This is a genomic window from Paenibacillus sp. MZ04-78.2, from assembly GCF_024213375.1.
In the GTDB taxonomy this organism is placed as follows: Bacteria; Bacillota; Bacilli; order Paenibacillales; family NBRC-103111; genus Paenibacillus_G.
Genome location: NZ_JANAVJ010000056.1, coordinates 1 through 24797, shown reverse-complemented (window position 1 = coordinate 24797; position 24797 = coordinate 1). Strand labels below are relative to the sequence as shown.

Sequence of the window (24797 nt, the reverse complement as noted above, 5' to 3'; positions counted from 1 at the left end):
GAGCTTTGCTTTTTTGGCTTCTGCCATGATTTTGTTGAAGTAGTTCCACTATGATGAGTTTTCAGACACGCCCTAGTTTTGATAGATTTATTTTACCGCCTTCGGATAAAATAAATAAGCGCAAAAAGACCGACGAAAAGGATAAGATGTATGATGTATTAGGTTTTCAGTTAAAACAACTTGAAAGCATTTTACTGAAAAACAACATTGAATTTTACTCGTCAACTATTCAAGGAGATCAATTAGAGTTTACGCATATTATAAAGATTGAAATGGTTGAGGATGAGTCAGAGGCTGTAACTATAACCAAAGGGAAGAAGCATCGACGGGGGAAAGTAAGTTCAGTCGTTCCAAGTAAGCCGTACACAGTAAATCTTGTGTCTAAATTAGCTTCAGAGCGGTTAAATGAACTATACAATAAGATCTTTAATGTTATAAGAAATAAAAGGATTATGTCCGAGATATTAGAGATTAATGAAACAGATGACGATGACTTATTATTTCAGGCATTTGTCAAAAAATATGGTGATTTGTGGCTGACTACGAAAGAAAGAGAGAAAGAATTATTTAATAAGCTTATAAGCAAAACCACTGAGGTTTTAGAAAAATATAAGGAAGAATGATTTTAGCAGCGGTAGGTTTGGTGTTATTGCTAAAGTGTAATGTCCGAAAGCTGACGATGCAAGTTGACCACCATCTGACGGATATACTGTCTAACCAAAACTGAGGAATAAGTCTCATGTCCCATTGAATAAAATAATTAGTGCAAACAAACGTTCTCTGGCAACTTGTTGTCAGAGAACGTTTGTTATAATAGAGTTACACAATAACAGCTGCATAAAAACTGCCGAGGAAGATACGGAGATATTATCAGAGAGGACGGAAACCAATGAAAATTTTCCACACAGCTGATTGGCATCTTGGCAAGTTGGTTCAGGGTGTTTACATGACGGAGGATCAGCAATTTGTTCTTGAACAATTTATAAAGGATATTGAAGCGGATAGACCAGACGTCATCGTTATCGCAGGTGATTTATATGATCGTGCAGTTCCACCGACGGAAGCCGTTCAATTACTTGATAGCGTGCTAGAAACGATTATCCTCCAATTGAAAATCCCCGTATTAGCAGTTGCGGGTAATCACGATAGCCCCAGCCGGCTTGACTTTGGAAGCAGCATTATGAAAGCCTCAGGGTTACATATCGCGGGTGAACTTACATATCCTTTCGAACCTGTAGTGCTTTGCGACCAAGATGGGGAGGTTCATTTTCATCTCATCCCATACGCCGAGCCTGGAAAAGTTCGTTATTTGCTTGGGGATGAAGACATCAAAACTCATGATGATGCTATGAAGAAGATCGTTGAAACCATCAAAGCTAAAATGGACCTGAGTGCTCGTCACGTGTTCGTTGGCCACGCTTTTGTCACACCTAGTGGTGAAGCACAGAATAATACAAGCGACTCGGAACGGCCGTTGTCCATCGGTGGGGCCGAACATGTGAGTGCAAAGCATTTTGATGGCTTCAACTATACGGCACTAGGCCATCTTCATCAGGCGCATCACGTTGGGAACGAAACTATCCGATATGCCGGTTCGCCTCTGAAATATTCCATTTCGGAAGAACATCATAACAAAGGATATTTTATAGTTGAACTAGATCAACATGGAAACGTGACAATTGAGAAAAGATACCTCGCTCCACGACGTGATATGCGAACTGTAGGAGGCCTAATTGCAGATATTGAGAAGCACTCGATTAATTATGATTATGTTTTTGTTCGCTTGCTTGACGAGACTTTAGTACTATCTGCGATGGAACGGGTTAGATCCGTGTATCCAAATGCTATGCATGTAGAACGGAAAATGGCTATCCTTGGGCTCACAGGGGAAGTTTTAGCGATTGATGGAAGAGCAAAGATGGACGGACTTTCGCTGTTCAAAGCATTCTACAAAGAAGTGAGAGGAACAGAGCTCTCTCGAGAAACAGAACATTTGTTTATAGAAACGCTGCAGGAGATCTATAAGAAAGAGGGTGAGCGCAATGAAACCGTTGAAACTTACGATGACGGCGTTCGGGCCGTATAAGGATAAAGAAGTTATTGATTTTTCAGAGCTGAAAGGACATCGATTGTTTGTCGTATCGGGAAATACGGGGGCCGGGAAAACATCCATTTTTGACGCGATCTGTTTTGCTTTATATGGGGATGCGAGTGGAGAGGACAGAAATGACAATAAAATGCTCCGTAGTCATTTCGCTGATGACCAGGCGCACACTTCCGTTGATTTTGAATTTGAACTGAAAGACCGGACGTACCGCGTATTCCGGCAGCTGGCTCATGTTAAAGTAGGCAATAAAGGGGCAACGGGAGACCGATACGAATTGTACGAGATCGTTCGTGGGAAAGAGGTTCCGCTTACTGACCGCTTTATTGTATCACAGGTGGATGAGAAGATTCGTGAAATTATAGGACTCACGAAGGAACAATTCAGTCAAATCGTTATGTTGCCGCAGGGGGAGTTCCGTAAGCTGTTAACCTCGGAGACGGAGAACAAAGAGGAGATTTTGCGCCGTATCTTTAAGACCGGTTTGTACAAATATGTTGCCGATCATTTAAATGAGAAGCGGAAGGAAATGCAACAGCTCTGTACGGAACTGGGAAACATGCGTGAGTATCATATCAGCAATGTTAAGGGCTCTTTAGCAGTACGTGAGGGATCGGACCTGTATAACGTATTTTTTCAACAGCAGCATTATAATACATATCAAGTACTTGAAGCCTTAGATAAAGAGATCGAATATTACACTGAACAAATGAAAGTTATGAAGCAGAGGCTGAAAGATGAAACAGCTAAGTACCAAGAACATACATCGGCATATCATCAAGCCCAAAACCTGAATGAGCAATTCAATATTTTGGATCAAAAGCTCGCGGCAAAACAAAACCTTGTAGAGCAAGAACAAGATATTCAGGAAAAAAAGGTGTTGCTTTCACTTGCCGAGCAAGCCGTCCATCTGCAAGTGTACGAAAAGCATAATTCAGAGTTCTCGGAAGAACTCGTCCGCAAAAGTAAGCTTCTCGAAGAAGCTTTGTCTGAAAACGTACACGCGGAGGCTACTTTTCAACTGGCCGCGTTGCAGTATAAGGAGGAAGAAGGCAAGGAAGAGGTAAGAAAGCAGGTTTTTCATGAGCTGGATCGACTTCAGGGATACCTGCCAACGGTAAAGGAAATCGATCAGAAGCAACAACGGGTAGTGCAGCTTGCGGCTGAAGTCGAAAAGTTGTCGAAACAATTGACGGATGCACAGAATCAATTGGATTCCTTACAATCCGAACGGTTAACGAATTTAGCTCAAATAAAGGAACTGGAAGAGAAAGTTGTTCTCTTGCCGGTTAAGACAGAGAAGCTTGCTATTTTGAGACAGCAAGCTACAATCATACAAGAATACAATAACCTCGTTCAAAAATCTGAAAAGGAACAACAAGAGGAGCGAGAGAATCGAGCAGTATTTGAAAAAGCGGATCATGCTTATTCAATAGTAGAGGATCGCTGGACTGAAGGTCAGGCAGGATTACTTGCAAGTCATCTTCATGACGGTGAGTCTTGCCCGGTTTGTGGAAGCCTTGACCATCCTAAGAAGGCAGCTGTGGCCGGAGATATCCCGACCAAAGAAGAGTTGGAGCGGCTTCGCAAGGAGAAATCCGCAACTGAAAAAAAGCATCTCGAAGCGATAGCGAAACTCGCAGCCACTGGGCAGCTGATTCAAGAGAAACAGCAACAATTGCTTGAACAGGGTTTTAGCTTAGAAGGGATTCAGGGTGTTTTTAAAGAGCTGGTGAAAGAAGGAAAAGCACTGGCTGAAGAGGAGAAGTGGTTGAAGGAAGATCATGCGAAGCTTGCCCTGCTGAGACTTGGGTTGGAAACACTGGAGAACAGGTTGGATGAATTGCGCAAGCACAAGGAGCATATTCTGAATTTGTGCAATGAGAAGAAGACTGCATATGCCACGGAGAAGGCACTATATGATCAATCGTTAGCTGCTTTACCTGAAGATGTGCGAAGTCTTGAGCAGCTAGAACTGCGTATCCGGGAAACGGAAGATATTAAGAAGCAGCTGGAGTCCGCATGGAAGGCAGCACAACTGCGATATCAAGAGGCGAACGATCGGAACATCAAGGCGGCAGCAAACCGCAGTAATGCAGAGAGTTTAAATAACGAGGCTATCGCTAATAAAGATAAAGCTCATCAAAGCTACATGAATGCTTTGGAGCAAGCAGGATTCGAGACGGAAGAAGCTTACAAAGCGGCGAAAATGACAGATGTGGCTCGTGAAGAATTGAAGCAACAGATTGAAACATATAAGACAGCAATGCTATCTTTAACAAAGCAAATCGAGGAACTGTCCTCATCGTTAGCAGGCAAAGAACGTCATGATCTTGATGCATTACAACAGTGGCTGCAGGAGTTGGAAAAATATATTGATTCTATTCGCAGCGGGTATATACATACCGAGAACAACTACGACAAGGGTAGAGACTACAAGGCCAATATCATAGAGGCTGAGAGCAATTGGCAAGATGCTGAACGCGAACACCAACTTGTCAAAGATTTGTATGATGTTGTTCGCGGAGAAAATGGAAAGAAGATATCCTTTGAACGGTATCTACAGATTGAATTTTTGGAAAAGATTATTCAAAATGCAAACCAGAGATTACAACGGATGTCAGGTGGTCAATTCTATCTGGTTCGCAGCGACCGTATGGAGAAACGTGGCAAGCAGAGCGGCCTAGGATTTGATGTGTATGATAATTACACAGGCCAAATGAGGGATGTGAAAACATTATCTGGCGGGGAAAAATTTAATGCCTCATTATGTTTAGCGCTTGGGATGGCCGATGTTATTCAGTCCTATGAAGGCGGCATATCTCTGGAAACCATGTTTATAGACGAGGGCTTCGGCTCTCTCGATGAAGAGTCATTAAACAAAGCAATTGATACCTTGATCGATTTACAGCAATCCGGGCGTATGATCGGCGTCATTTCCCATGTTCAGGAGCTAAAACAAGCCATACCTGCCATCCTGGAAGTGAAGAAAACGAGAGAGGGATATAGTTACACCAACTTTTGTGTAAGCTAGTATTATCAATCTTGTCCTAAATTGGCTTCCTCAGCATAAATATGTTGTAAAGAGGAGCGTGAACAATATGGACAAGAAAGTAAAACAATATTATCAACTGAAGCAAAAACAAAAAGAAATAGAGCAAGAGTTATCGGAATTACGCAGCGACATCATGAATCATTGTACAGAACAAGGCGTGTCTGAGCTTGAGGTAGGAAGTTACAAGGTAAAGATCGTACTTCAAGAGCGGAAGGAGTACGACGATAACAAGCTATACGCAGCACTGCCTGACCCCGGAGTTTGGCGTATGCTCTCGAAAGCGGATTCCTCCAAGATTGCAAGCCTGATCAAGCTAAATGTTATTACTGAAGAGAAGATTAAAGATACGTATTCGATTAAGAACGTAACGTTACTACAAGTGGATAAGAAATGAAGCTAGTTCTCACACCTCGCCCTTTACGGCGGGGTTATTTTTATTTAGAGCAGGATATTTGCCATAATACGGATAGGAGTTTCCATTAATTTGTCGAAATATTATTCATACGAACAAATGTTCAGTGGCAGGGTGCTGACATGTTGGTGTGATTTAATAAACATATAATGCAATTTCTAGGTACGATGAAACGGTCGGTGCAAAAATCGTTTATGTGATTTGGTTTCGTTACTATAACTCTAGCAAAAGGATGATACTTTTTGAAAGACCTTATAGAATTATTTATCGAAAATAATAGAAATAAAACTATCTCGACAGATGATATTGAATCTTATTTGGTACGAAATCATAAATTACGTTATGAAAGAGATGGCGGATTTTCATCCTTTGTGAAATCGATTGAGGCTCTCTGCAATGATGGAGTGTTATCACCGGTTACCTCTAGAGGGAAAATCGGCACGAAACTGTTCAATGCCTATCGAAAAATTGAAAAAGCAACTGATCCAGTAGATGAAGCATATATTCGAATGTTGCTCAATGGGTATCATCCTAAAATGGCTTTATTATCTTATGTAAAAGATTACGAAGGATTCATTAAAGATAAACCGTATCTGGATGAAATAAATAATTTCCTACAGATAGGTGATACGGAAGTAATTTCAATTAATGAACGATCCTTCGAACTTTTTTATGATGAAAAGTGGTTAGACCAAAACAGGGGAGTTCTCCAGAGAATCAGCATAACTTTAGATGATTTATATTGTTATCCTACTTATGAGCCGTTTTTTGAATACCGTCGCTCTAGCCGCGGCGAATCATCTTACCACATTTTGATTATAGAAAATAAAGACACATATTATACGATCAAACGACTTTTTATTGAAGGAGCCTATATTTTTGGCGAGGTACCATTCTCCATGCTCATTTATGGGGAGGGCGATAAGATCCTGAGCAGTTTCTCTTATATTAACGAGATAGAAGAGCTTAGAGATATTGATTATCGAGTCTATTACTTCGGGGATATTGATCCCAAGGGGATGAGTATTTTTTCATATTTAAAGAAAGCCATAGATGTTCAACCGTTCTTGCCATTCTACATTGCTTTGTTAAGTAAATATGAGTTTAGGGAGCCACCTCGGCGTAAAAAGGAACAGGTCAAAACTAAACCATCATCCTATGCGACCTTTCTTGAATGTTTTGACGAATCCACGAGAAGAAGTTTTATCTCGATCATTGAACAAAAGAACGGATATCTTCCTCAAGAAGGGTTGAATCGTAAAGATTTCATAAGGCTAAGTCATTCCCAAGGAGACGTATAAATGGATAGTTACGATAATATATTTCTTGGTTTCCGGGAACGTATGAAGAATCTAGGTGTGTTTTCACCAATTCTCTATATGAGAGATAAGAATCGTTTCCGTGAATTGCCTCTAGTGTCGTTGTCAATTGCGATTATGCTATTCACTTTAGAAAATATGCTGATGAACCGACCTACGACTACCGAAGGTTTGCACCGATTTCTGAAAAGTACTCTGTCAGAACGCTGCGGCATTCAAATGAATAATGAAGAGATCGAAGAGCTGCGGGAAGTGCTCGTTGATGAATTCCTCCGAAATTTTGGTCGTAATCATGAATTTGAATATTTCGATTTGGAACAGAAGAGCAAGGAAATTATATCATTCCGGTTATTTGAGTACGATGAGGACATGGATATAGACATGCTTAAAGAGCGAAAAATCAGTCTGCGTTTATCTACCGAGGGTATTGAAATGCTCTTTAAAACAAAAGAAATGTATGGTGAGCTCCAAATTTCTATTGCCCAGTTGTATTTCAAACAACAAATGCAAAAGGGACTTTTTCATGAGGCACTAAATGCAATTAATGACATTACAATAGCAATTAAAAAAGAACGTTCTGCTCTACGAGATTTGCAAGGTGAAATTGTGAAGGATGCCATTTCGGTTTCAAAAAAGGAATTACTCAAAAAACAACTTGAGAGTGTTCATGATAAACTTACGCGGGAACGAGAAGTTTTTAATAGTTTGAAAAATTTAGTGGATGAAAAAATTAATAGCTATCATATGGGTGAGCTTACAGCAAAAGAAATTAAGGGTATCGAGCTTGTCATGCAAATCCAGCGAAAACTGGCAAGTGTGATCGCCGTCCATGAGTCTTTATTTACAGATAAGCAGAAGCTACAGATGGTTATGACTCATTCCATGGAATCTCTAATCCTCAACGCTTTTTCAGTAAAGTTGAATTTTGAACGTGAAATATTGAGTGAGATTAACACAAGGCCTGTAAGTCTGGATACATTGAAAATCATATTAAATCCCTTATTACCACTTCGTAGAAAATCAATTTTCAATCCTCTTGAAGCATTTCAACCGCAGCGGCGAATTATTCGCAAGCAGGAACAAGATGTAGAAGTTCATGAAGTCAGTGATGAGGAGATGCTAATAATTGAAAAAGCAGAAGAAATGCAGCGGATTCAAAAAGAAGCAAAGACGGTTGAATACCTTCGAATTTTGGGAAAGCCGATTCTTACGGAAAGTAGCGTTACAATTTCTGAAATCCTTACAAATGTTAAAATCGAGAACGTAGACTTGTACGATGAACTAACAAACTCGATGCATTTTTACTCCTTCCTTGTTGACCTGCATCAAAGTGACTATACGTCATTCCAACGAATTGAACATGAGATTATTCCTCATTTACCAGAAATCCCCAGATGCTTGGCGCGTGCTGTTGAGGTATATCCGGAGCTTGAAACAATAGGTTATTTTTCTTTCGAGCCGAATGGGAAAATCATTAGTCTCCAGAACGGCTTTGTTCTATCCGATTTTGCAATACGAAAGGGGAATTTATATGGGAACACCCAAGGATGACTTTGCAGATGCATTTTCTGTCTTTATTGCACTCCAAAAAGAAGGACGCATAACCAAAGACAATGAGGAAATCTATAGTACCTTTAGGCGCTTTGAGGTGCAAGAAATGATCCGTGATGTTATTGAGCCGAATGCACAAGTGAAAATTTTTGAATATGAAGATAACGGTGTTATATATATGGTTCCTACCCTGGAAAATCGAGTGCTTTCTTACACGAATGAAGAACTTCGTAAGGAAATGGGGCTGAAAAATAATGAGCACCTCTACTTGGCTTATTTCTGTATGCTGGTTTTGTTGTCTAAATTTTTCAATAGTATGGATCAGACAGTATCGACGCGGCAATACGTGCGAATTGAGGAAATACTAGAGACGGTAGATAAGAGTATGGAGTATTTCAAGTCACTGGAAGAAGATGACTTAACGTCCATTGCAGAGGATCTAGAACTGGACCTAAAAGGTATTATGAATTCATGGGATTCTGTGCCTGAGTTTAATGAAACGGTAAAAAACCTAAAAAAATCAAAGTATGATAAGCATCATTTTGGATTTTTAAATAAAGTGTTGGTGTTTTTAGAGAAGGAAGAGCTTGCCGTAGTCATGGAAGGTAAAGAAGTCAGGATTACAGAAAAACTGAATCACGTTGTTATTAAATATTATTTTAATACTGGCCGAAAAGAAAGAATCATGCGTTTTATTACAAATGCACAGAAGGGGAGAAGTTAATATGCCTGTCATAACTCGAATACGTACGGTCGGCCTTAAGTTTGATGAAGGGAAGAAGATTATTCCTGATAATATATGGGAACCTCGAGGTAAGAATACAATTTTTTTGCTTGAGAATGGCGGCGGCAAGACAAGCATTATCCAGACATTAATGCAAACTGTGTTACCTAACTCAGGTCTCGCTGGGCGAAATATTAAAGATACCTATGCAAAAAAGTCATATGGGCATATCGCGGTAGAGTGGTTACTTGACGGGGAGAAAGAAAAGTATTTATTAACTGGTTTTTGCTTTAAGAATGCAGAGACGGATAAAGACAAGTTGGATTATTTCAATTATCTTTTTACTTACGAAAAGGATTCTGAAGTTAATATTGCTACGTTACCTTTTACTACGGATAAGATGGTGACGAGATTTACTGATTTCAGAAAGTACTTAAACAATTTAGATTATCCCTACGTTGAAATCCCAGATTCCAACAAAAAGTATAAGGAAAATTTGTTGTTATACGGCATACTCCCGGAAGAATGGGAAAGTATCCGGAAAATTAACGGTGATGAGGGGGGAGTAGAAGGTTTTTTTCAAAAAGCGAAGACGACAGAAACATTGATTACGAAGTTACTGGTACCTACAATGGAAAATACTATTTTTCAAACCGAAGAGGACAAAAAAGAAATAATTGAGGCATTCAAAGGATATAAAGAAAACCTTCTAATCATTCCTGAATATCAAAAAGATATTGAAGACTTTAAAATGATAAAATCGTTGGCTGAAATGGTCGTCACGAGTGTACAGGAGCTTGAAAGTAAGAAAAAAATACATCATTCAGAACTGGTTAAGATTGAACGCCTTCGTTCTACTTTACAGATGCATCAGGTACAATCCGCAGAAGCCTTGCAAAGGCTAGAGGATGAGAAAAAGAGAATTTATCAAGAACTTCAGGATTGGAATTGGAAGAAGGATAGTATTTATATTCAAACAAAGCGACATGAGATGCAGGAGCTTCAGCAAGAAGCAGTTCAATATGAAGAGGAATTTAAATCTCACAGTCAACATTTGATTTCACTTGAGAGAAAAGATAAAGAACTTCAATCGTTCACACAGTATGCATTATATGAAAGTGAGAACCAAGCAGTAATTTCTTACACTCAAGAGCTTGAAATGATGAAAAAAACTCAACCGGAGTTAGAGGAGACCGTTCGAAATAAGACTGAGGAACTGCAAGATGCGTGGTCTGCAATTCTCCATTTGAAGGCAAGGGCTAGAGATGAAGTCTCCGGAAAAATAGATGACATAAAAATTAAATATGATAAAACAATAGACGAGCTTAATAGATGCCAGGATGACAAGGGTGGGTATCAAAATGAAATAGGTACTCTTAATGAGTACTTGCGAAACTATGAGAGTGATCTGGAACGAATGAAGAAAATATGCGAATTGGGCGTTCTTGATAGCCCCCCAATTTTGCAAAAAAGCTTTGTTCAGAGACTAGGAGATCTCCAGGCTCAAATTCAAGAATGCACAGGTCATCTTCAGACTTATGATGAGGAACTTTCCGCTTGTCATACTAAGGAAAAAGACCTTAGCTTAGAGGATTCAAAAATCCGCACTGAGCGCAATGATAATCAAACAGCAATACAGAAATATGAGACTAGAAATGCCATACTCACAGATACCCTGACCAAGCAGGGGAGAATGGTCTTTGATTTGTTTGCCGAAAAGGACGAAAATCTAGCTTGGTTAGATAAAGAGATTAGCACAAGGAGTTACCACCGCGATGAGCTTAAAGTTGGGATTGAGGAGCTTCGTAGAAAGATTAGACATCTCACGGAGAATGAATATTTTGTTCCACATCATACTCTTCTTGAAATTAAGAGCCGACTACATCGAGGAGGTACACTTGTTACACTCGGAAGCGAGTGGTTAGCAGACCAAAACGTTGATGAGGTAACTAAGGAACAATATTTGCAAAATCACCCACTGCTACCATATTCATTTTTAATAGAGGAAGCTCAAACGGCAACGATCGTTCGTGAAATGCAACGAATTAAGATCAATCGAGAAATGTTTGAAATTCCTTTAATATTTCAACTAAAAAACAAACTGTTAGTAAATGCATCTCAAGAAGATGTGATCCTTGCATCTTCCCAAGACGGCCTCATGGTCTTTCAGTCATTAGATGGAAAGCTGTTTACATCCAGAGAGAAAATCGAATCCATGATTAGGGAATTAAAACAGGAGCTTGACCGTAAGGAAGAGAGACTTAAGCAAGATCAGCAAGAATTGTTTTTCTTTGACGATACGTTTCAAACTGCAAAAGATTTTTATGAAACGTATGATGCTTTCTCGGCCAAGAGATTTGCACAGCGTGAAACTGAGCTAGCACACAGAATGGCTTCCATCGCGTATGAACTTTCAGCTAATACAGATAGGATGGTTGCTCTAAAGAGTGCACAGATTTCTACCCAAAACAAGAGGGAAGATTACAAGCAAGAACAACAAAAGTTAAATTATAAAACAGAACATTTAGCAATTTTTATTGATAAATATCCAGAGCCGGATGTTGAATTGAAAAGATCGACCCTTAAAGCAACGAAGTTTGCACTTGAAGCCCTCACGACAAAAATAAATGAAATTGAAGATGAGTTAGATGAATTGCGTACGCATAAAGAGACGCAATTGGTATTATTGCAAGAGAAGGAACGAACTCTTGATGAGCACCATAAGATCGGGAAGGAATACCAGCTAGATCAAGATTGTGGTTTCGAAAGCGAGTATTCAGAAGAGGAATTCAAAGAAATTCGAATTACTTTGGATAAAGCCCGAAAAGAGCTGAACGAAAAAAATGCTGGATACGAGGCTAAGCAAGAGCTTCTATTAAAGTGTATTGAAAACAGGGATAAGGCTAGATTTGCAATAGTAGATACAGGGCTTGAGTTTACTTGGGTTCAACTGAACTATCGTGCAGTTTATCAGGGCGAAAGATCGGAGCTTAAAAAGAAAATAGATAATAAAAGAGATGTTGTTAGTTCCCTTGAAAAATCTTTTAATGATAAAAAGATTGAAGTTGCTAAAGTAGAAGGAACCATTATCAATATGATTTCCACACTCAGTAATGAATATGGTAAGGCTCCTTATGGAGATGGAGAAGGAGAGCTTCCTTCGACTATCCATGAAGTTCAAGAAGGAATAAAGAAAAATCGAGAAAACAATAAGTTGAACGAAGAATACTTAGATGCGCAAAACAATGTTATGAAGGATATTCATTTTGCACTCGAGCGCTACCAAGCACAGCGAGAACTGCCAACAGGTAATATTTCGCGACCAATATTTAATGAACAAGAATGGAAGACATTTGGAGATTCTCGTGTTCAAGCGGTGACTGTTGTCTCTAGTGCATACATGGAATCGAAGAATAGCTTGGAATCACAGCGAAATGCTGTCAAAAAGGCATGCGAATCCTACGTGAAAACACTGCAACAGACTAATAATACTAAGGTAAGCCGGTTTGCGACAGAGTTTAATACTGTTGTCATATTGCAAGAGAAGCTATTTGATTATCACTACATTATCGAAGCTTTTGTGAAAGTATTTGATGCTCTTGATGCGATGGAAAGTGACTTACAGAGCAAGTTAACTGAGCTTAGAAAAGATAAGGAAAATCTTGTGGATATTGCTCACCGACGTGCCATTATTATTCACGAAAATATATGTGAAGTGTCAAAACACTCGAAAGTCGAACTGTTTGGTAATACGATACAGATGGTCAAAATAAAGTGGGATGCGAATCCAAGAGAAGTCTCACTTCACAATACTAATTTGTTTGTGGAGAAAATTATTTACGAACTTAAAAGATTGAAAGAAGAGGGGAAACCCGATGATGAGGTGAATTTATACCTTGAACAACAAATGAACAGCTTAAATCTCCTCAAAAATGTATCGCCTTTGGAGAATTGTTACATTGAAATATTTAAACCGAGAAAGAAATCACTGCTTGAATTAGGTGTTGAATATTTCTCTTGGGACGAAGCTGCCTCTTGGTCAGGCGGGGAACGATACACCTCCTACATGATTATGTTTATGATAATTGTGACGCATATCCGAAAGAAAATACACGGTAAAGAAAGTGTCTGGAAATCAATTGTTGCTGATAATCCATTCGGAGCCGCATCATCCGAGCATGTAGTACGACCGATTATCGAGCTTGCTCTAAAAAATAAGATACAATTATTCTGCCTAACTGCAATCCGTGAAGAAGAAATCCGAAGTCACTTTGAGGCAGTTATTAGCAATCGTTATTACAATCGCGGTGGAGTCGAAATTCTAAAATCAGAATCGGAGTACATGGAGCTCAATAACATCTATGCAATTAAGAACAACTAATGTAGATAGAAGAGGAGATACTAAAATGAGGCTTAGCAAATTAAAGATATGTAACTTTCGATGTTATGGTCCAACGGAGACAATTATTGATTTTGAGGATATTACAACATTCATTGGCTCAAATAGCAGCGGAAAAAGCGCCGCGCTGCAGGCATTAACTAAACTATTTGGGGAAACTACCGCGGAAAGAACATTGGATAAATCTGATTTCTACGTATCGCATGACGGAGTGGTTGAGGATTTGCAGAGAAGAGAAATGTATATTGAGGTGAATTTCTCGTTTCCGGAAATTGAGGACGATAACGGAGAAACACAGTATGCGGTACCTACTTATTTTGATAATTTCGTTATTGAGAACACGGGTGAACCGCCGTACTTGAGAATAAGATTACAGGCTTCTTGGGAGCAAAGTAATACGCCAGATGGAATCATAGAAAGTAAAATATGCTACATGTCTATGTCTGAAGATGCAGAAGAAGTAGCTACGAAAGTGCCGCCAAGTGAGCTTTCTCAAATCAAGATCATTTATGTCCCGGCCATTCGTAACCCATCCACATTATTAAAGAATGCGACTGGAACATTGTTATGGCGTGTATTAAAAAGTATTAATTGGTCATCTGAAACAAAAGAAAATATTAAAGAGCAATTAAAACAGGCAGAAGAGTCTTTGTTTGAAGAAGCTGGTCTGGAAAAGGTCAGGGATTCACTTAAGGAGCATTGGAAAAAGTATCACAAGGATACCCGGTATTCGGAAGCAAATATCAGATTTAATAGTACTGACCTGGAACAACTAATCAAAAAGTTTGAAGTTGATTTCATGCCATCAATAACGCAAAAGGCATATTCAATTGACTCACTGGGGGATGGACTTCGTTCCTTATTCTATTTGTCACTCGTAGATTCATTTTTGGAGATTGAGCAGCAGGCTATGGCGAGCAGTGACGGCGGAAATGCTCCTCTTTTTAATATGCAGATTCCCGCATTAACTATTCTTGCTATTGAGGAACCTGAAAATCACGTATCTCCTCATCTATTGGGGAACATTATCGTAAACTTGAAAGGAATTGCTTCGAAGAATAATTCTCAGGTCATTATCACATCACATACGCCTGCTATTGTGAAGAGGGTTTCACCTGAATCGATTCGGTATTTTAATATTTCGATTGATGAATTATTTACAAAAGTGAAAAAAATCGTATTACCTCGTAGGCAAGGGTCTGTAGAGAACGAAGAAGCGTACAAATATGTAAAAGAAGCTGTGAGAGCATATCCTGAAATTTATTTCTCAAAGCTAGTCATTTTGGGAGAAGGGGATAGTGAAGAAATTGTTATCCCTAAAGCAATTGAATTGGATGCCGAGGATCATTTAGATAGCATTGCGATATCTGTTGTGCCACTTGGAGGCAGACATGTCAATCATTTTTGGAAGCTTTTATCCGAACTAAACATTCCATATGTAACCTTATTGGACTTCGATAAAGAACGTTTCGGAGGAGGATGGGGTAGGATTAAATATGCTGTCGAACAACTCATTCAAATTGGAGTGGATAAAAGTTTACTACTGACTGTTACTGGTGGCCGTATTCTAAGTGATAAAGAATTAAGTAATATGCATGATTGGGACGAAGCAAGTATTGATGCCCAGGGTACTTGGATTAATATGTTGGAAAACTATGATGTTTATTTCTCATTTCCCTTGGATCTGGACTTCATGATGTTAGAGGCATTTCCTGAAGCATATAAAGGTGTTCTAAAGGGCAATGAAGGCCCGCGAATTGATCGTGTAGGTAAGATTTCCGAAATCGAGGATAATGATCCTGCGGCAGATGGATATTTAGAACGTGTGGACTTAGCAACCAAACATTCTTTAAAAGAAGGTGGAGGTACTGGCGAAACTTACACTTTCGAACAGAGAAAAATGATGGTGTGGTATGATTACTTTTTCTTACAACGAGGGAAACCTGTTACACACCGATTAGCATCACTTAACATTAATGATGAGACGTTTAAAAATAGTTTGCCTGCTCCATTAAAGCGGCTACTTACTAAAGCAAAACAAAAACTTAATGGCGTATAAGGAAAGGTTAATAAATGAAAATCATTGATAAACATATATGGGAACCTGCAGATGGATTGACTCTTGAACCCGCTGCACTTCAAGTTGTAAAGAGTGAAAATAATGAAAATAATGCTCTTGTTATTGCTGGTCCTGGAGCAGGTAAAACGGAATTACTTGCTCAAAGAGCTTGCTTCTTACTTGAAACGAGCACTTGTAATGCCCCAAGGAAAATACTCGCAATTAGCTTCAAGAGAGACGCTGCTAAAAATCTTGCAGAACGGGTAGAGAAACGCTGTGGTACAGAGCTTTCAAAGAGATTTCAATCTATGACGTATGATGCATTTGCTAAGAGTCTTGTGGATCGTTTCTATTTGGGTATTCCTAAGGAATATCGCCCTAACTCAGTTTATGATATTGCAGTGGCGGACCGAACCCAGAATGACATCAGAACAGCATATGAACACGCTGGATTTGTACCTCCTGTTGGGATGCGTCCCCGAGATATAAACGATTTTTTAGAAAAAGAAATTGTTCGATATGCTTTACCATTACCTCAAGAAAGCGACTATCCAACAAAGGCTGCTTGGGAGCTCTTGTTAAAAGGTGACGTAACCGATACAGCAAGGTTGTCATTTACTATGATCACCCGCTTAGCGACATATTTACTACAATGTAATCAGCAGTTGATAAAGTCTCTGCAAATGACTTACAGCCATGTATTCCTTGATGAATTTCAGGATACTACACGCATTCAATATGAACTTGTTAAAACCTGTTTCTACAATTCTAATTCAGGATTAACAGCAGTTGGGGATGGTAAACAGCGTATAATGGTTTGGGCCGGGGCAATGAGAGACGTATTCCCAAACTTCACCTCTGACTTTGGATCAACTGCTTATCAACTAGTTATGAATCATCGGTCAGCACCTAGGCTCATTGAAATTCAAAAGATGTTTTTCTCAAGATTTAATGAGCAACCTATTTCAATACAAACAAATCCAAAATGGCAAGCTACGGATGGACAAGCCTATTTACACATGTTTGATGATCATGTACAAGAAGCTAAGACTATAGTAAATCTTGTCCAAGGATATATTAATGATGGAAGTCACAAACCCAATGATATTTGCATTCTTGTGAAGCAACGAGTTGATGCATATTCTAGCGAATTGATAACGGAATTTAATCAGTGCGGAATTCAGGCTCGAAACGAAGGTGTATATCAGGACTTCCTGAAGGAAGATTACATATCGCTATGCATAAATACGTTGATTATAGCAGTTAGAAGGGATGCTAGCTCATGGACCTACTGTCGGAATATATTGTTGGATTTGAAGAGTGTGGATGAATCTTCTTCTGAGATTCATGCATCACAGAGAGAATTAAGCGACTTTATAACTGAGCTTAAATCTGATTTAAGGGCAATTGATAATGAGAATAATCTGAAAATGATTATCAAAAAAATTACTGATTTTTATTCTACAGATGCACTTAAAGCCTACTTTCCTCAGTATTTAAGATCAAACTACATTGAAAGATTAAGTTCACAACTGGCAAAATATCTGTGGGAAGAATACGATAAGTCAGGTACTGTAGGAGCGGCGATTAATAATTTGCTCGGTAAAAATACGGTCCCGATAATGACAATCCATAAAAGCAAGGGTCTTGAGTTTAAAACGATTATTTTTTTGGGATTAGAGGATGCAGCCTTTTTTAGATTTAATGACCAAAGGGAAGAAGATACGGCAGCTTTTTTCGTAGCTCTTTCAAGGGCAAAAAACACGCTTCATTTTACTTTTAGTAAGGTAAGACCATTTGGGCAATTTAGTAATCAACACAGGAGAGTTATAGCTGATTTCTATCAAGCATTGCACGATTCGGGAGTTGTAGAACCTGTGTACCATACAACGGGCGCAGAGGTGATAATGTGACTAAACCAATAAAAGAATTTTGTGATGGTGATGATTTTGTTGGCTACTATTTGATCAAAGAAATAGAAGCGAAACAAACAAGTAGTTCGACTCCAAAAGATTACTTAGACCTTGTGCTCGCCGACTCTAGTGGTAATATTTCTGCAAAGTATTGGGATGCCAGCAAGACTGATATTGAAACATTCTTTCCGATGTGTCTTGTTAAGGTGCAGGGAGTGGTACAAGTATACCGTGAAAGACTGCAAGTCAAAGTAGTACGAATCCGAAAAACAACGGAACAAGACGGGGTAACGATAACAGATTTTATCCGTTCTGCCCCTGTAGGATCAGATGAGCTCATCCCTATAATTGAGAAGACAATCAACAGATTAAGTAACAATGATATTAGAGCAATTGTTACTTTTTGTTTTGAGAAAGTCAAAGATAAAATGCATTCTTCACCCGCGGCGAAATCTCATCATCATGCTTATTATGGCGGTTTGGCATACCATATCGTTCGGATGCTTGAATTGAGTGATTTTATTTGTCAGCAACGGCATTTTCTCAATTCGGATTTGCTAAAAGCGGGCGTAATTTTACATGATATTGCTAAACCAGTAGAAATGGTTTCGGAGTATGGTATGGTAACTGATTACAGTAACCAAGGCAAACTGATTGGACATATTAGTATGGCTTCGAATTGGATTATAGAAGCTGCAATTAAACTTGGGATTGATCTGGAATCGAATACCATCCTTGCATTACAGCACTTGGTATTATCCCATCATAATCTAGGTGAATGGGGAAGCCCGGTGCAGCCTCAATTACCGGAAGCGGTAGCTCTTCATTATATAGATGCAATGGATGCAAAACTGCAAATGGTTGAAGACATGCTTCAGACAATCCCTGAGAGCGAGGAGTGGACACCGGCAATTCGAGGTTTGGAGAACAAACCAATTTTAAAATTAAAGTTATAATACAAATACAATTAGTTCTACTGGGGAACAAATGCCTGGCAGCAAAAGAAGATCAAGTAGCTATCCTTTTTAAAGGGTAGTTTTTTATTTTCAGGAATATCCGATAAACAATAATATTTAATAAATTTGTATTTTTAGATTGAATTACGGATATAAAAGTAAAAGAGCCTATAATATCTGGAGGTAAAAGTATGTATGCAAAATCAGAATTACATAGTGATATTGCAAGAGTAACGTGGAAGGGGATTTTGTTTCGTGGGTTATATTACTCTTGCACCACAGCTATCAGTCAACAATGGTTCGAGAATGCGAGAGTTTATGGTGGTTGGAAAATTCGTGTTCATTTTATTCCAGGAAATTCAGAAATAATTTATTTGGAAAGACAGAATCAGGTTGAACCAGAAAAATGCTACCGCATTATAAGACAAAATATTAGTCCAACTAAATTGGATAAATATTTCGAATCTATTCAGAAATTGAAACGAGAAAGAAATAACGTCCGAAAATGATATCAAATAAGTGGCTGATACATACTAACTTTTCTGCTGGACCTCCTGGAATCTACCGAAAATTGTACTTACTAATTCAGCCACCATTTGTCTGTCTTTCATTGATAAAGGGTTGCCACCTAAATGAAGTTTAGCATTAGGGGTTAATAATAGTCCGTTCAGATCGAATGATGATGTCTCAACAAGCCCTGTATTCAATGGAAATATTGAGAGTTCTCCATTAGAGGATAAGTAAAATGGGGACGGGAAATCCGTTCTTGTAAGCAAATAATCAACAGATACATTAAATAGATCCGCTATATGGCAGAGTTGCTTATAGTCAGGGCTAGCAACGTTTCTTTCCCAGCCTGAGATTGCTTGTTTTGTCACACCAAGCATTTGCGATAGACCTTCTTGAGTCAGGTTTTTGGAATTTCTGAGTAGTTTTATGCGATCGCCAACTGTATTCATACTAGCTTCCCCTTTAAAAAACTGAATACTTATGTGTTCAATCGATGGAACACTTAACTTAATATTACTATCGGACAGTCAAAAAGTAAATTTATTGTTGACAAATAAACAAAAGATTTACTAAGATTGTGGTAAATATTAAATTTACAAAGTAAATGAAACATTTACTTATTGGAGGGGACGAGGGGAGATGATCTCAGTTTATGGGATAGATGAAAAAAAAGTGATTCCCTTTTATAAACGGAAAGAAGCTATTTAACTTAAGTGAGAGGGTGATTATTTTGGCTAAGCGCAAACGTGCTACAACTCGCAGCACAATTGAGAGAAGAATAAAAGAAAAGAGAGGACAGGGTCACGGAGCCCGATATAAACCTTGGCTTACGATTCATGATGTTCCTTCACTAGGTTTGGTGAGTCGGATTAAAGGGTGGAAGACGGGAAGAATACACCACTTGTTCTCGGAACACCTTGAAATGGCCTACTTCTATGTGTGTGAGTGGTCGGACTGTATTGTAGACATCCGAGAACAGTTTGCGTGTTTGCCTCTAGAAAAGACAATGCATATTGCAGAAGCGCTTAATATTAGACATCCTCGTGATCCCAAAACAAGAGTTCCTGTGGTGATTACCACTGATTTTATGCTTACGGTTCGGACTGATAGTGGTCTAGAATATTGAGCGCATACAGCCAAACCGAAAAGCAAGCTGACAAGAAGAGTTTTAGAAAAATTTGAGATAGAGAGGCGGTTTTTTGCGGATGAGGGGGTACGCTGGAGATTAATCACAGATGAAGACATTTCGTATAATTTGGTCAAAAACGTAGCTTGGGTCCACTCTGCTCGAACACTAACAGGAATGGGTCATCTAAATGAATCTATCATTGCAGCTTTAGAGCCAGAATTGTTTGAAGCACTTCGAAACCGGACACGGCCATGCTCCAAATCGGCGACGGTATGTGATGTGAAATTTGGATTGCCTGTAGGAACATGTCTGTTTATTGTACGTCATCTTATTGCAAACAAGCTCTGGCTGGTGGACATGAACCGATTAATTCAACCGGCACTAGAACCGCTAGTTGTGAGTCGATCGTGTGAGGTAATGCAAAATGGAGTTACAGGCTAACGTTATCCTGCAGCATGGGAAGAATGCCGACAGGGTCTTATACATAGCCCCGAACAGAAGCTATTTGTATACGATTTCACTTAAAAAAGATGAAAAACCATTGCCCGTAAGAAAAAATTATTTTGAGGTCGAAGAAGGTTTGCGTAATGGATTATATATCATCGCCGAGATAGACCCCTATGCAATGCTTATGGACCCGAACTCAGAATATCAAAAAATGCATGGTACAGGAATTGAGGAAAAATGGGGACTCATAAAAGATATTGTAGATATTGAGCCCGCCATCTATGATCGTGTTTTACGAGGGGAACTTATAAAAGAAGTATCACTTAAGACAAAGAAAAGTAAGACATTGATTTATAGATATCTACGATATTATTGGACCGGTGGAAAAATAAAGAATGCCCTTGTTTCACACTATTTTAACTGCGGTAGACCGTTAAAACCAGAAGAAAAGAAAAAAAATCCGCAGAAAGTGGGAAGACGAAGCCTTCTGGCCAAAATACATCCGGAATTTGTTGGGGTAGTTGTAGATGATGAAATTAGAGCAAAAATGACCACAGCATTAGCAGAATGGTATAAAACAACCGACAAAAACAGCCTGCAATTCGTTCATGAGCAAATGTGGCATAATCTTTTTCGTAAAAAATCCGTTATGAATGGCGAAGTTATAGAGCTTCCAATGCCGAGTTATCAGGTCCCTACTATAGACCAATTACGGTATCATTATGAACAGACGGAAGACTACAAACAGGTCATCATGGCTAGAGAAGGGCTTCGGAATTACAATCTTAAATTTAGACCTGTTCTAGGCAATTCTACAAGAAGGGCGGTTGGCCCCGGAAGTATTTACGAAATTGACGCGACCGTTGGGGACATTTATCTCGTGAGTCAGGCAGATCGGACTAAAGTTATTGGAAGGCCTGTTATCTATCTCGTCATAGATGTATTCAGCAGGATGATTGTCGGATTCTATGTGGGATTAGAAGGTCCCTCCTGGCAGGGAGCGATGATGGCGTTAGAAAATGCTACAACTAACAAGGTAGAGTTTTGTGCCGAGCATGACATTACCATCAATGAGCAACAATGGCCGTGTCATCATGTTCCTGAGGTACTTATAGGGGATCGGGGTGAAATTGAGAGCAAGAAGGCTAATTCACTTACTGAATATTTGGGAGTTACCGTAAAAAATGAGCCTCCCTATCGTGCAGACTGGAAAGGGATTGTTGAGTCCAATTTTAAAACTCTGAGCATAACGATTAAAAGGTGGTCTCCGGGCGCAGTACTACCAGACTTTAAGCAACGTGGTGGAAAAGATTATATTCTCGATGCGAAACTTTCTTTACGAGGTTTTATCAGGATGATGATTCAATTTATATTGTTTCACAATAACAGTAAAGCAATTAATGATTATCCGGTTGATATCAGCATGATACCTGACTCTGTTCTTCCTGTTCCTATTCACTTATGGAATTGGGGAATACAAAATCGGGCGGGTCATCTGAAGACGTTTACAAAAGACATCATCCGTCTAAACCTCCTCCCTAGCAAGTCGCTAACAGCTACGAGATCTGGCATCACCTTTGAGGGAATTCATTACAAAAGTGATGAACTGGTAGAAGCAGGATGGTTTGTTAAGGGAGACTCTCGGTCGGTCATAATGGCTTTCGATAGAAGATGTATGAATGCAATTTACATTAAGACCCCTGATGGTCTCAAATACCACACATGCACATTACAAGAAAGATCGGATCGATTTAAGAATCTTAGTCTGGAAGAGATCCAGATGATGCAACAAGAGGAGAAACTGGCACTCGCATATCACAAAGACACGCAAAATCTTGCAAAATACAAATTGAACGAAAGCATCAAAAAAATAAATCAAGAAGAAATCGCGTTTACTGAGCAAGCGCTGAGTAAAGTTAACCTGACCAATACGGAGTTTAAATCAAACATCCAGGAGAATAGAGCCGTTGAGCGTAAAGAAGTGCAAGCTTATGAAGCATTCCGTTTAGGTGAACAAAATGAGCAGCCAGTTATTATTTCCATTACAGATCTAGAGGAAGAAGAAATTGAAGATGAAGTCAAAGGGCTGTCACTACTCGATAAATTAAAACGAAGGAAGAGTGAAGAAGATGAGTACGAATAGTATCAAATTAGACCCAACAGATAATGTATGGGAACAACGTGATCTTGGTTTGCATGCAATATCAATAGATGTAGAGGAAGTAATCGTCAGGGTCCAATTACACATTTGTATTAATAAATGTTCAAGAATGATTGTGGATTCTTACGCAACCATTCAAAAATAATTAGTATACCGATGATGGTACAAAATAGGAGATGAATTTATATGATAAAAGCCATTGAACAGTACACACTTAAACCTGTTTTAAAGGGTAAGGTTATTGAAGCGCAGTATGATAATGAGCAAGTGGTAAATGGATATACTGGGAACCCATTGATTGAAGCACTTTCCAAGATCATGGATGAAGATGAACTAGGATTATTAAGAACTATTAGACATGGCTATGTTGCACGAAATCCCCTTCAAGGAGAATCCGCTCAAAAATATCATGTCAGATTTGAGAATAGGGTTTGTGTAAACAAGAAATGGGACCATGTAGAAGTAATTCAGTCAACTGCAGCGGGTTATTACATTATTGATGTCAGTGGTCAAGGAAAATCACCAGATGTAGATCTAAACTTGCTTTTATACCCCCAGGTAATACATCACACATGCTATAATAAACAACCTTTAATAATGGCTCAGTTGGTATGGCTGAAATTGAATTGTCCGGTTGACGGTTCTATAAAAGGACTATGCATTAATTTCTTTCAAGCAGTAGATGCGTTATTGGGGACCACTTATTTTAAGAAGCTTGTAACCAGAGGCTCGATTGTTGATGCTTTAATCCACCAAATGGCTCGTGTTGCTACAACTCATTGCTTAGGGGCATTAGTCATAGATGATATTCAAAACTTGAGCCAAGCTAAAAGCAGCAGTTCAGAAAAAATGTTGATTTTCTTTAAGCAACTTAACAAAACAATTGGGGTTCCCATAGTTCTCATGGACCCTAATGGTGAGAATTAGGAGATGAATTCAAACAATGAAACCCATTGAACAGTATACACATACTCCTGTTTTAAAGGGTAAGCTTATCAAAGCACAGTACGATAACGAACAAGTAATAAAAGGATATGCCGGGAATCCATTGATTGAATCACTTCCTAAGATCATGGATGAAGATGAATTAATGGATGATATACCCAACTACCCTGATTATCATCAGTCACAGCGCAGTTTGAGCAGGAGATTGAGGCTGCATTGTGTTCAACAATTAAGTGACTATGTAGAAGTCTTGCCGATTCATTTTTACATTGAGCAAAGATTTTCAAGAATGATTCGACATGGCTATGTTGCACGAAACCCCCTTCAAAGGGAATATGCTCGACAATTTCATGTCGGGTTTGAAAACATTCTAGAGGCCGGTGTCAACGAGGAAGGGGAAAATGCAGCAGGCATTCGGTCGACTGCAGCGGGTTTTAACATTATTGGTGTTAGCGGACAAGGAAAGTCAACTGCCGTAGATCTAAACTTGCTACTATACCCACAAGTTATACAGCATATAAGCTTTAATAAGCAACCTCTCATTTTAGATCAGTTGGTTTGGCTGAAATTGAATTGCCCGTTTGACGGTTCCATAAAAGGGCTATGCATCAATTTCTTTCAAGCTGTAGATGCGGTATTGGGAACCACTTATTTTAAGAAGTTTGTAACCAGAGGCTCGACTACTGATGCTTTAATCCCCTTAATGGCACATATAGCTTCACTTCATTGTTTGGGGACATTAGTCATTGATGAGATTCAAAATTTGAGTCAAGCTAAGAGTGGCGGTTCAGAGAAAATGTTAAATTTCTTTACGCAACTTATCAATACAATTGGAGTTCCTGTAGTTCTCGTGGGTACCTTTAAAGCAATTCGATTGTTCGGAGGCTCGTTTAGTCAGGCTAGAAGGGGCTGTGGCCAAGGCGATATGATCATTGATCGCATGACTGAGGGAAAGGACTGGGGTTATTTTGTTTCGAGTATGTGGAAATATCAGTGGACGGCCAGTAAATCATCGTTAACAGAACCCCTTAAGAAAACGTGAGCGTCAAATACTCACCACCTTTCAAGAACCTCAAGCTCATGAGAAAATGAAGGTATCTTGAACGGGAGGTT

Annotated in this window: 17 protein-coding genes and 1 pseudogene; 17 read left to right on the top strand and 1 reads right to left on the bottom strand. The window is 39.1% G+C overall.

Annotation, left to right across the window (positions count from 1 at the left end; all coding sequences use genetic code 11):
• Positions 1 to 50 precede the first annotated feature (50 nt).
• The 12 genes from NLX71_RS24180 to NLX71_RS24125 all read left to right on the top strand — a co-directional run bounded on the left by NLX71_RS24180 (position 51) and on the right by NLX71_RS24125 (position 19001).
• Positions 51 to 623 carry a hypothetical protein gene (locus tag NLX71_RS24180; protein WP_254366347.1) on the top strand — a complete coding sequence of 191 codons (573 nt, stop codon included), beginning with the start codon at positions 51 to 53 and terminating at the stop codon, positions 621 to 623.
• Between the two features lie 266 nt (positions 624 to 889).
• On the top strand, positions 890 to 2086 hold the full coding sequence (locus NLX71_RS24175; protein ID WP_254366346.1) for an exonuclease SbcCD subunit D: 1197 nt from the start codon (positions 890 to 892) through the stop codon (positions 2084 to 2086).
• Positions 2043 to 5138: an AAA family ATPase gene (locus tag NLX71_RS24170; RefSeq protein ID WP_254366345.1), complete on the top strand. Its 3096-nt coding sequence runs from the start codon at positions 2043 to 2045 to the stop codon at positions 5136 to 5138. The genes NLX71_RS24175 and NLX71_RS24170 overlap by 44 nt, the downstream gene beginning before the upstream one ends.
• A gap of 67 nt (positions 5139 to 5205) precedes the next feature.
• Entirely contained in the window at positions 5206 to 5553 is a 348-nt protein-coding gene (locus NLX71_RS24165) for a hypothetical protein (protein ID WP_254366344.1), read from the top strand.
• 260 nt (positions 5554 to 5813) lie between these two features.
• Positions 5814 to 6872, top strand: a complete 1059-nt coding sequence (locus NLX71_RS24160; RefSeq protein WP_254366343.1) for a Wadjet anti-phage system protein JetD domain-containing protein — start codon at positions 5814 to 5816, stop codon at positions 6870 to 6872.
• Positions 6873 to 8441, top strand: coding sequence for a hypothetical protein (locus tag NLX71_RS24155; RefSeq protein WP_254366342.1), 1569 nt, complete (start codon positions 6873 to 6875; stop codon positions 8439 to 8441).
• Positions 8422 to 9165, top strand: a complete 744-nt coding sequence (locus NLX71_RS24150) for a DUF6063 family protein (RefSeq protein ID WP_254366341.1) — start codon at positions 8422 to 8424, stop codon at positions 9163 to 9165. The genes NLX71_RS24155 and NLX71_RS24150 overlap by 20 nt, the downstream gene beginning before the upstream one ends.
• Position 9166: 1 nt before the next feature.
• Complete coding sequence (locus NLX71_RS24145) at positions 9167 to 13546, top strand: hypothetical protein (protein WP_254366340.1); 4380 nt, start codon at positions 9167 to 9169, stop codon at positions 13544 to 13546.
• Positions 13547 to 13571: 25 nt separating this feature from the next.
• Complete coding sequence (locus NLX71_RS24140; protein ID WP_254366339.1) at positions 13572 to 15623, top strand: ATP-dependent nuclease; 2052 nt, start codon at positions 13572 to 13574, stop codon at positions 15621 to 15623.
• A gap of 14 nt (positions 15624 to 15637) precedes the next feature.
• Positions 15638 to 17536, top strand: a complete 1899-nt coding sequence (locus NLX71_RS24135; protein WP_254366338.1) for a UvrD-helicase domain-containing protein — start codon at positions 15638 to 15640, stop codon at positions 17534 to 17536.
• Positions 17533 to 18492 carry a 3'-5' exoribonuclease YhaM family protein gene (locus tag NLX71_RS24130; protein ID WP_254366337.1) on the top strand — a complete coding sequence of 320 codons (960 nt, stop codon included), beginning with the start codon at positions 17533 to 17535 and terminating at the stop codon, positions 18490 to 18492. Before NLX71_RS24135 ends, NLX71_RS24130 begins: the two co-directional genes overlap by 4 nt.
• Before the next feature lie 191 nt (positions 18493 to 18683).
• Positions 18684 to 19001 carry a hypothetical protein gene (locus NLX71_RS24125; RefSeq protein WP_254366336.1) on the top strand — a complete coding sequence of 106 codons (318 nt, stop codon included), beginning with the start codon at positions 18684 to 18686 and terminating at the stop codon, positions 18999 to 19001.
• 24 nt (positions 19002 to 19025) lie between these two features.
• Here the strand turns inward: NLX71_RS24125 and NLX71_RS24120 are convergent, their stop codons facing one another.
• Positions 19026 to 19451: a helix-turn-helix domain-containing protein gene (locus tag NLX71_RS24120; RefSeq protein ID WP_254366335.1), complete on the bottom strand. Its 426-nt coding sequence runs from the start codon at positions 19449 to 19451 to the stop codon at positions 19026 to 19028.
• A 692-nt stretch (positions 19452 to 20143) separates the two neighbouring features.
• Here NLX71_RS24120 and NLX71_RS27170 point away from each other — a divergent pair.
• The 5 genes and pseudogenes from NLX71_RS27170 to NLX71_RS24105 form a co-directional block, all read left to right on the top strand.
• Positions 20144 to 20227: pseudogene (locus NLX71_RS27170) on the top strand (heteromeric transposase endonuclease subunit TnsA); the annotation flags it as partial.
• Positions 20228 to 20230: 3 nt separating this feature from the next.
• Positions 20231 to 20572, top strand: coding sequence for a TnsA endonuclease C-terminal domain-containing protein (locus tag NLX71_RS27165; protein WP_375377955.1), 342 nt, complete (start codon positions 20231 to 20233; stop codon positions 20570 to 20572).
• A complete protein-coding gene (locus tag NLX71_RS24115; RefSeq protein WP_254366334.1) occupies positions 20556 to 22721 on the top strand; it encodes a Mu transposase C-terminal domain-containing protein in 2166 nt (721 codons plus the stop codon). The genes NLX71_RS27165 and NLX71_RS24115 overlap by 17 nt, the downstream gene beginning before the upstream one ends.
• 204 nt (positions 22722 to 22925) lie before the next feature.
• The gene (locus NLX71_RS24110; protein WP_254366333.1) at positions 22926 to 23666 is read left to right on the top strand and encodes an AAA family ATPase; all 741 of its coding nucleotides are present in this window, start codon (positions 22926 to 22928) and stop codon (positions 23664 to 23666) included.
• 16 nt (positions 23667 to 23682) lie between these two features.
• Complete coding sequence (locus tag NLX71_RS24105; protein ID WP_254366332.1) at positions 23683 to 24726, top strand: ATP-binding protein; 1044 nt, start codon at positions 23683 to 23685, stop codon at positions 24724 to 24726.
• Positions 24727 to 24797: the final 71 nt, after the last annotated feature.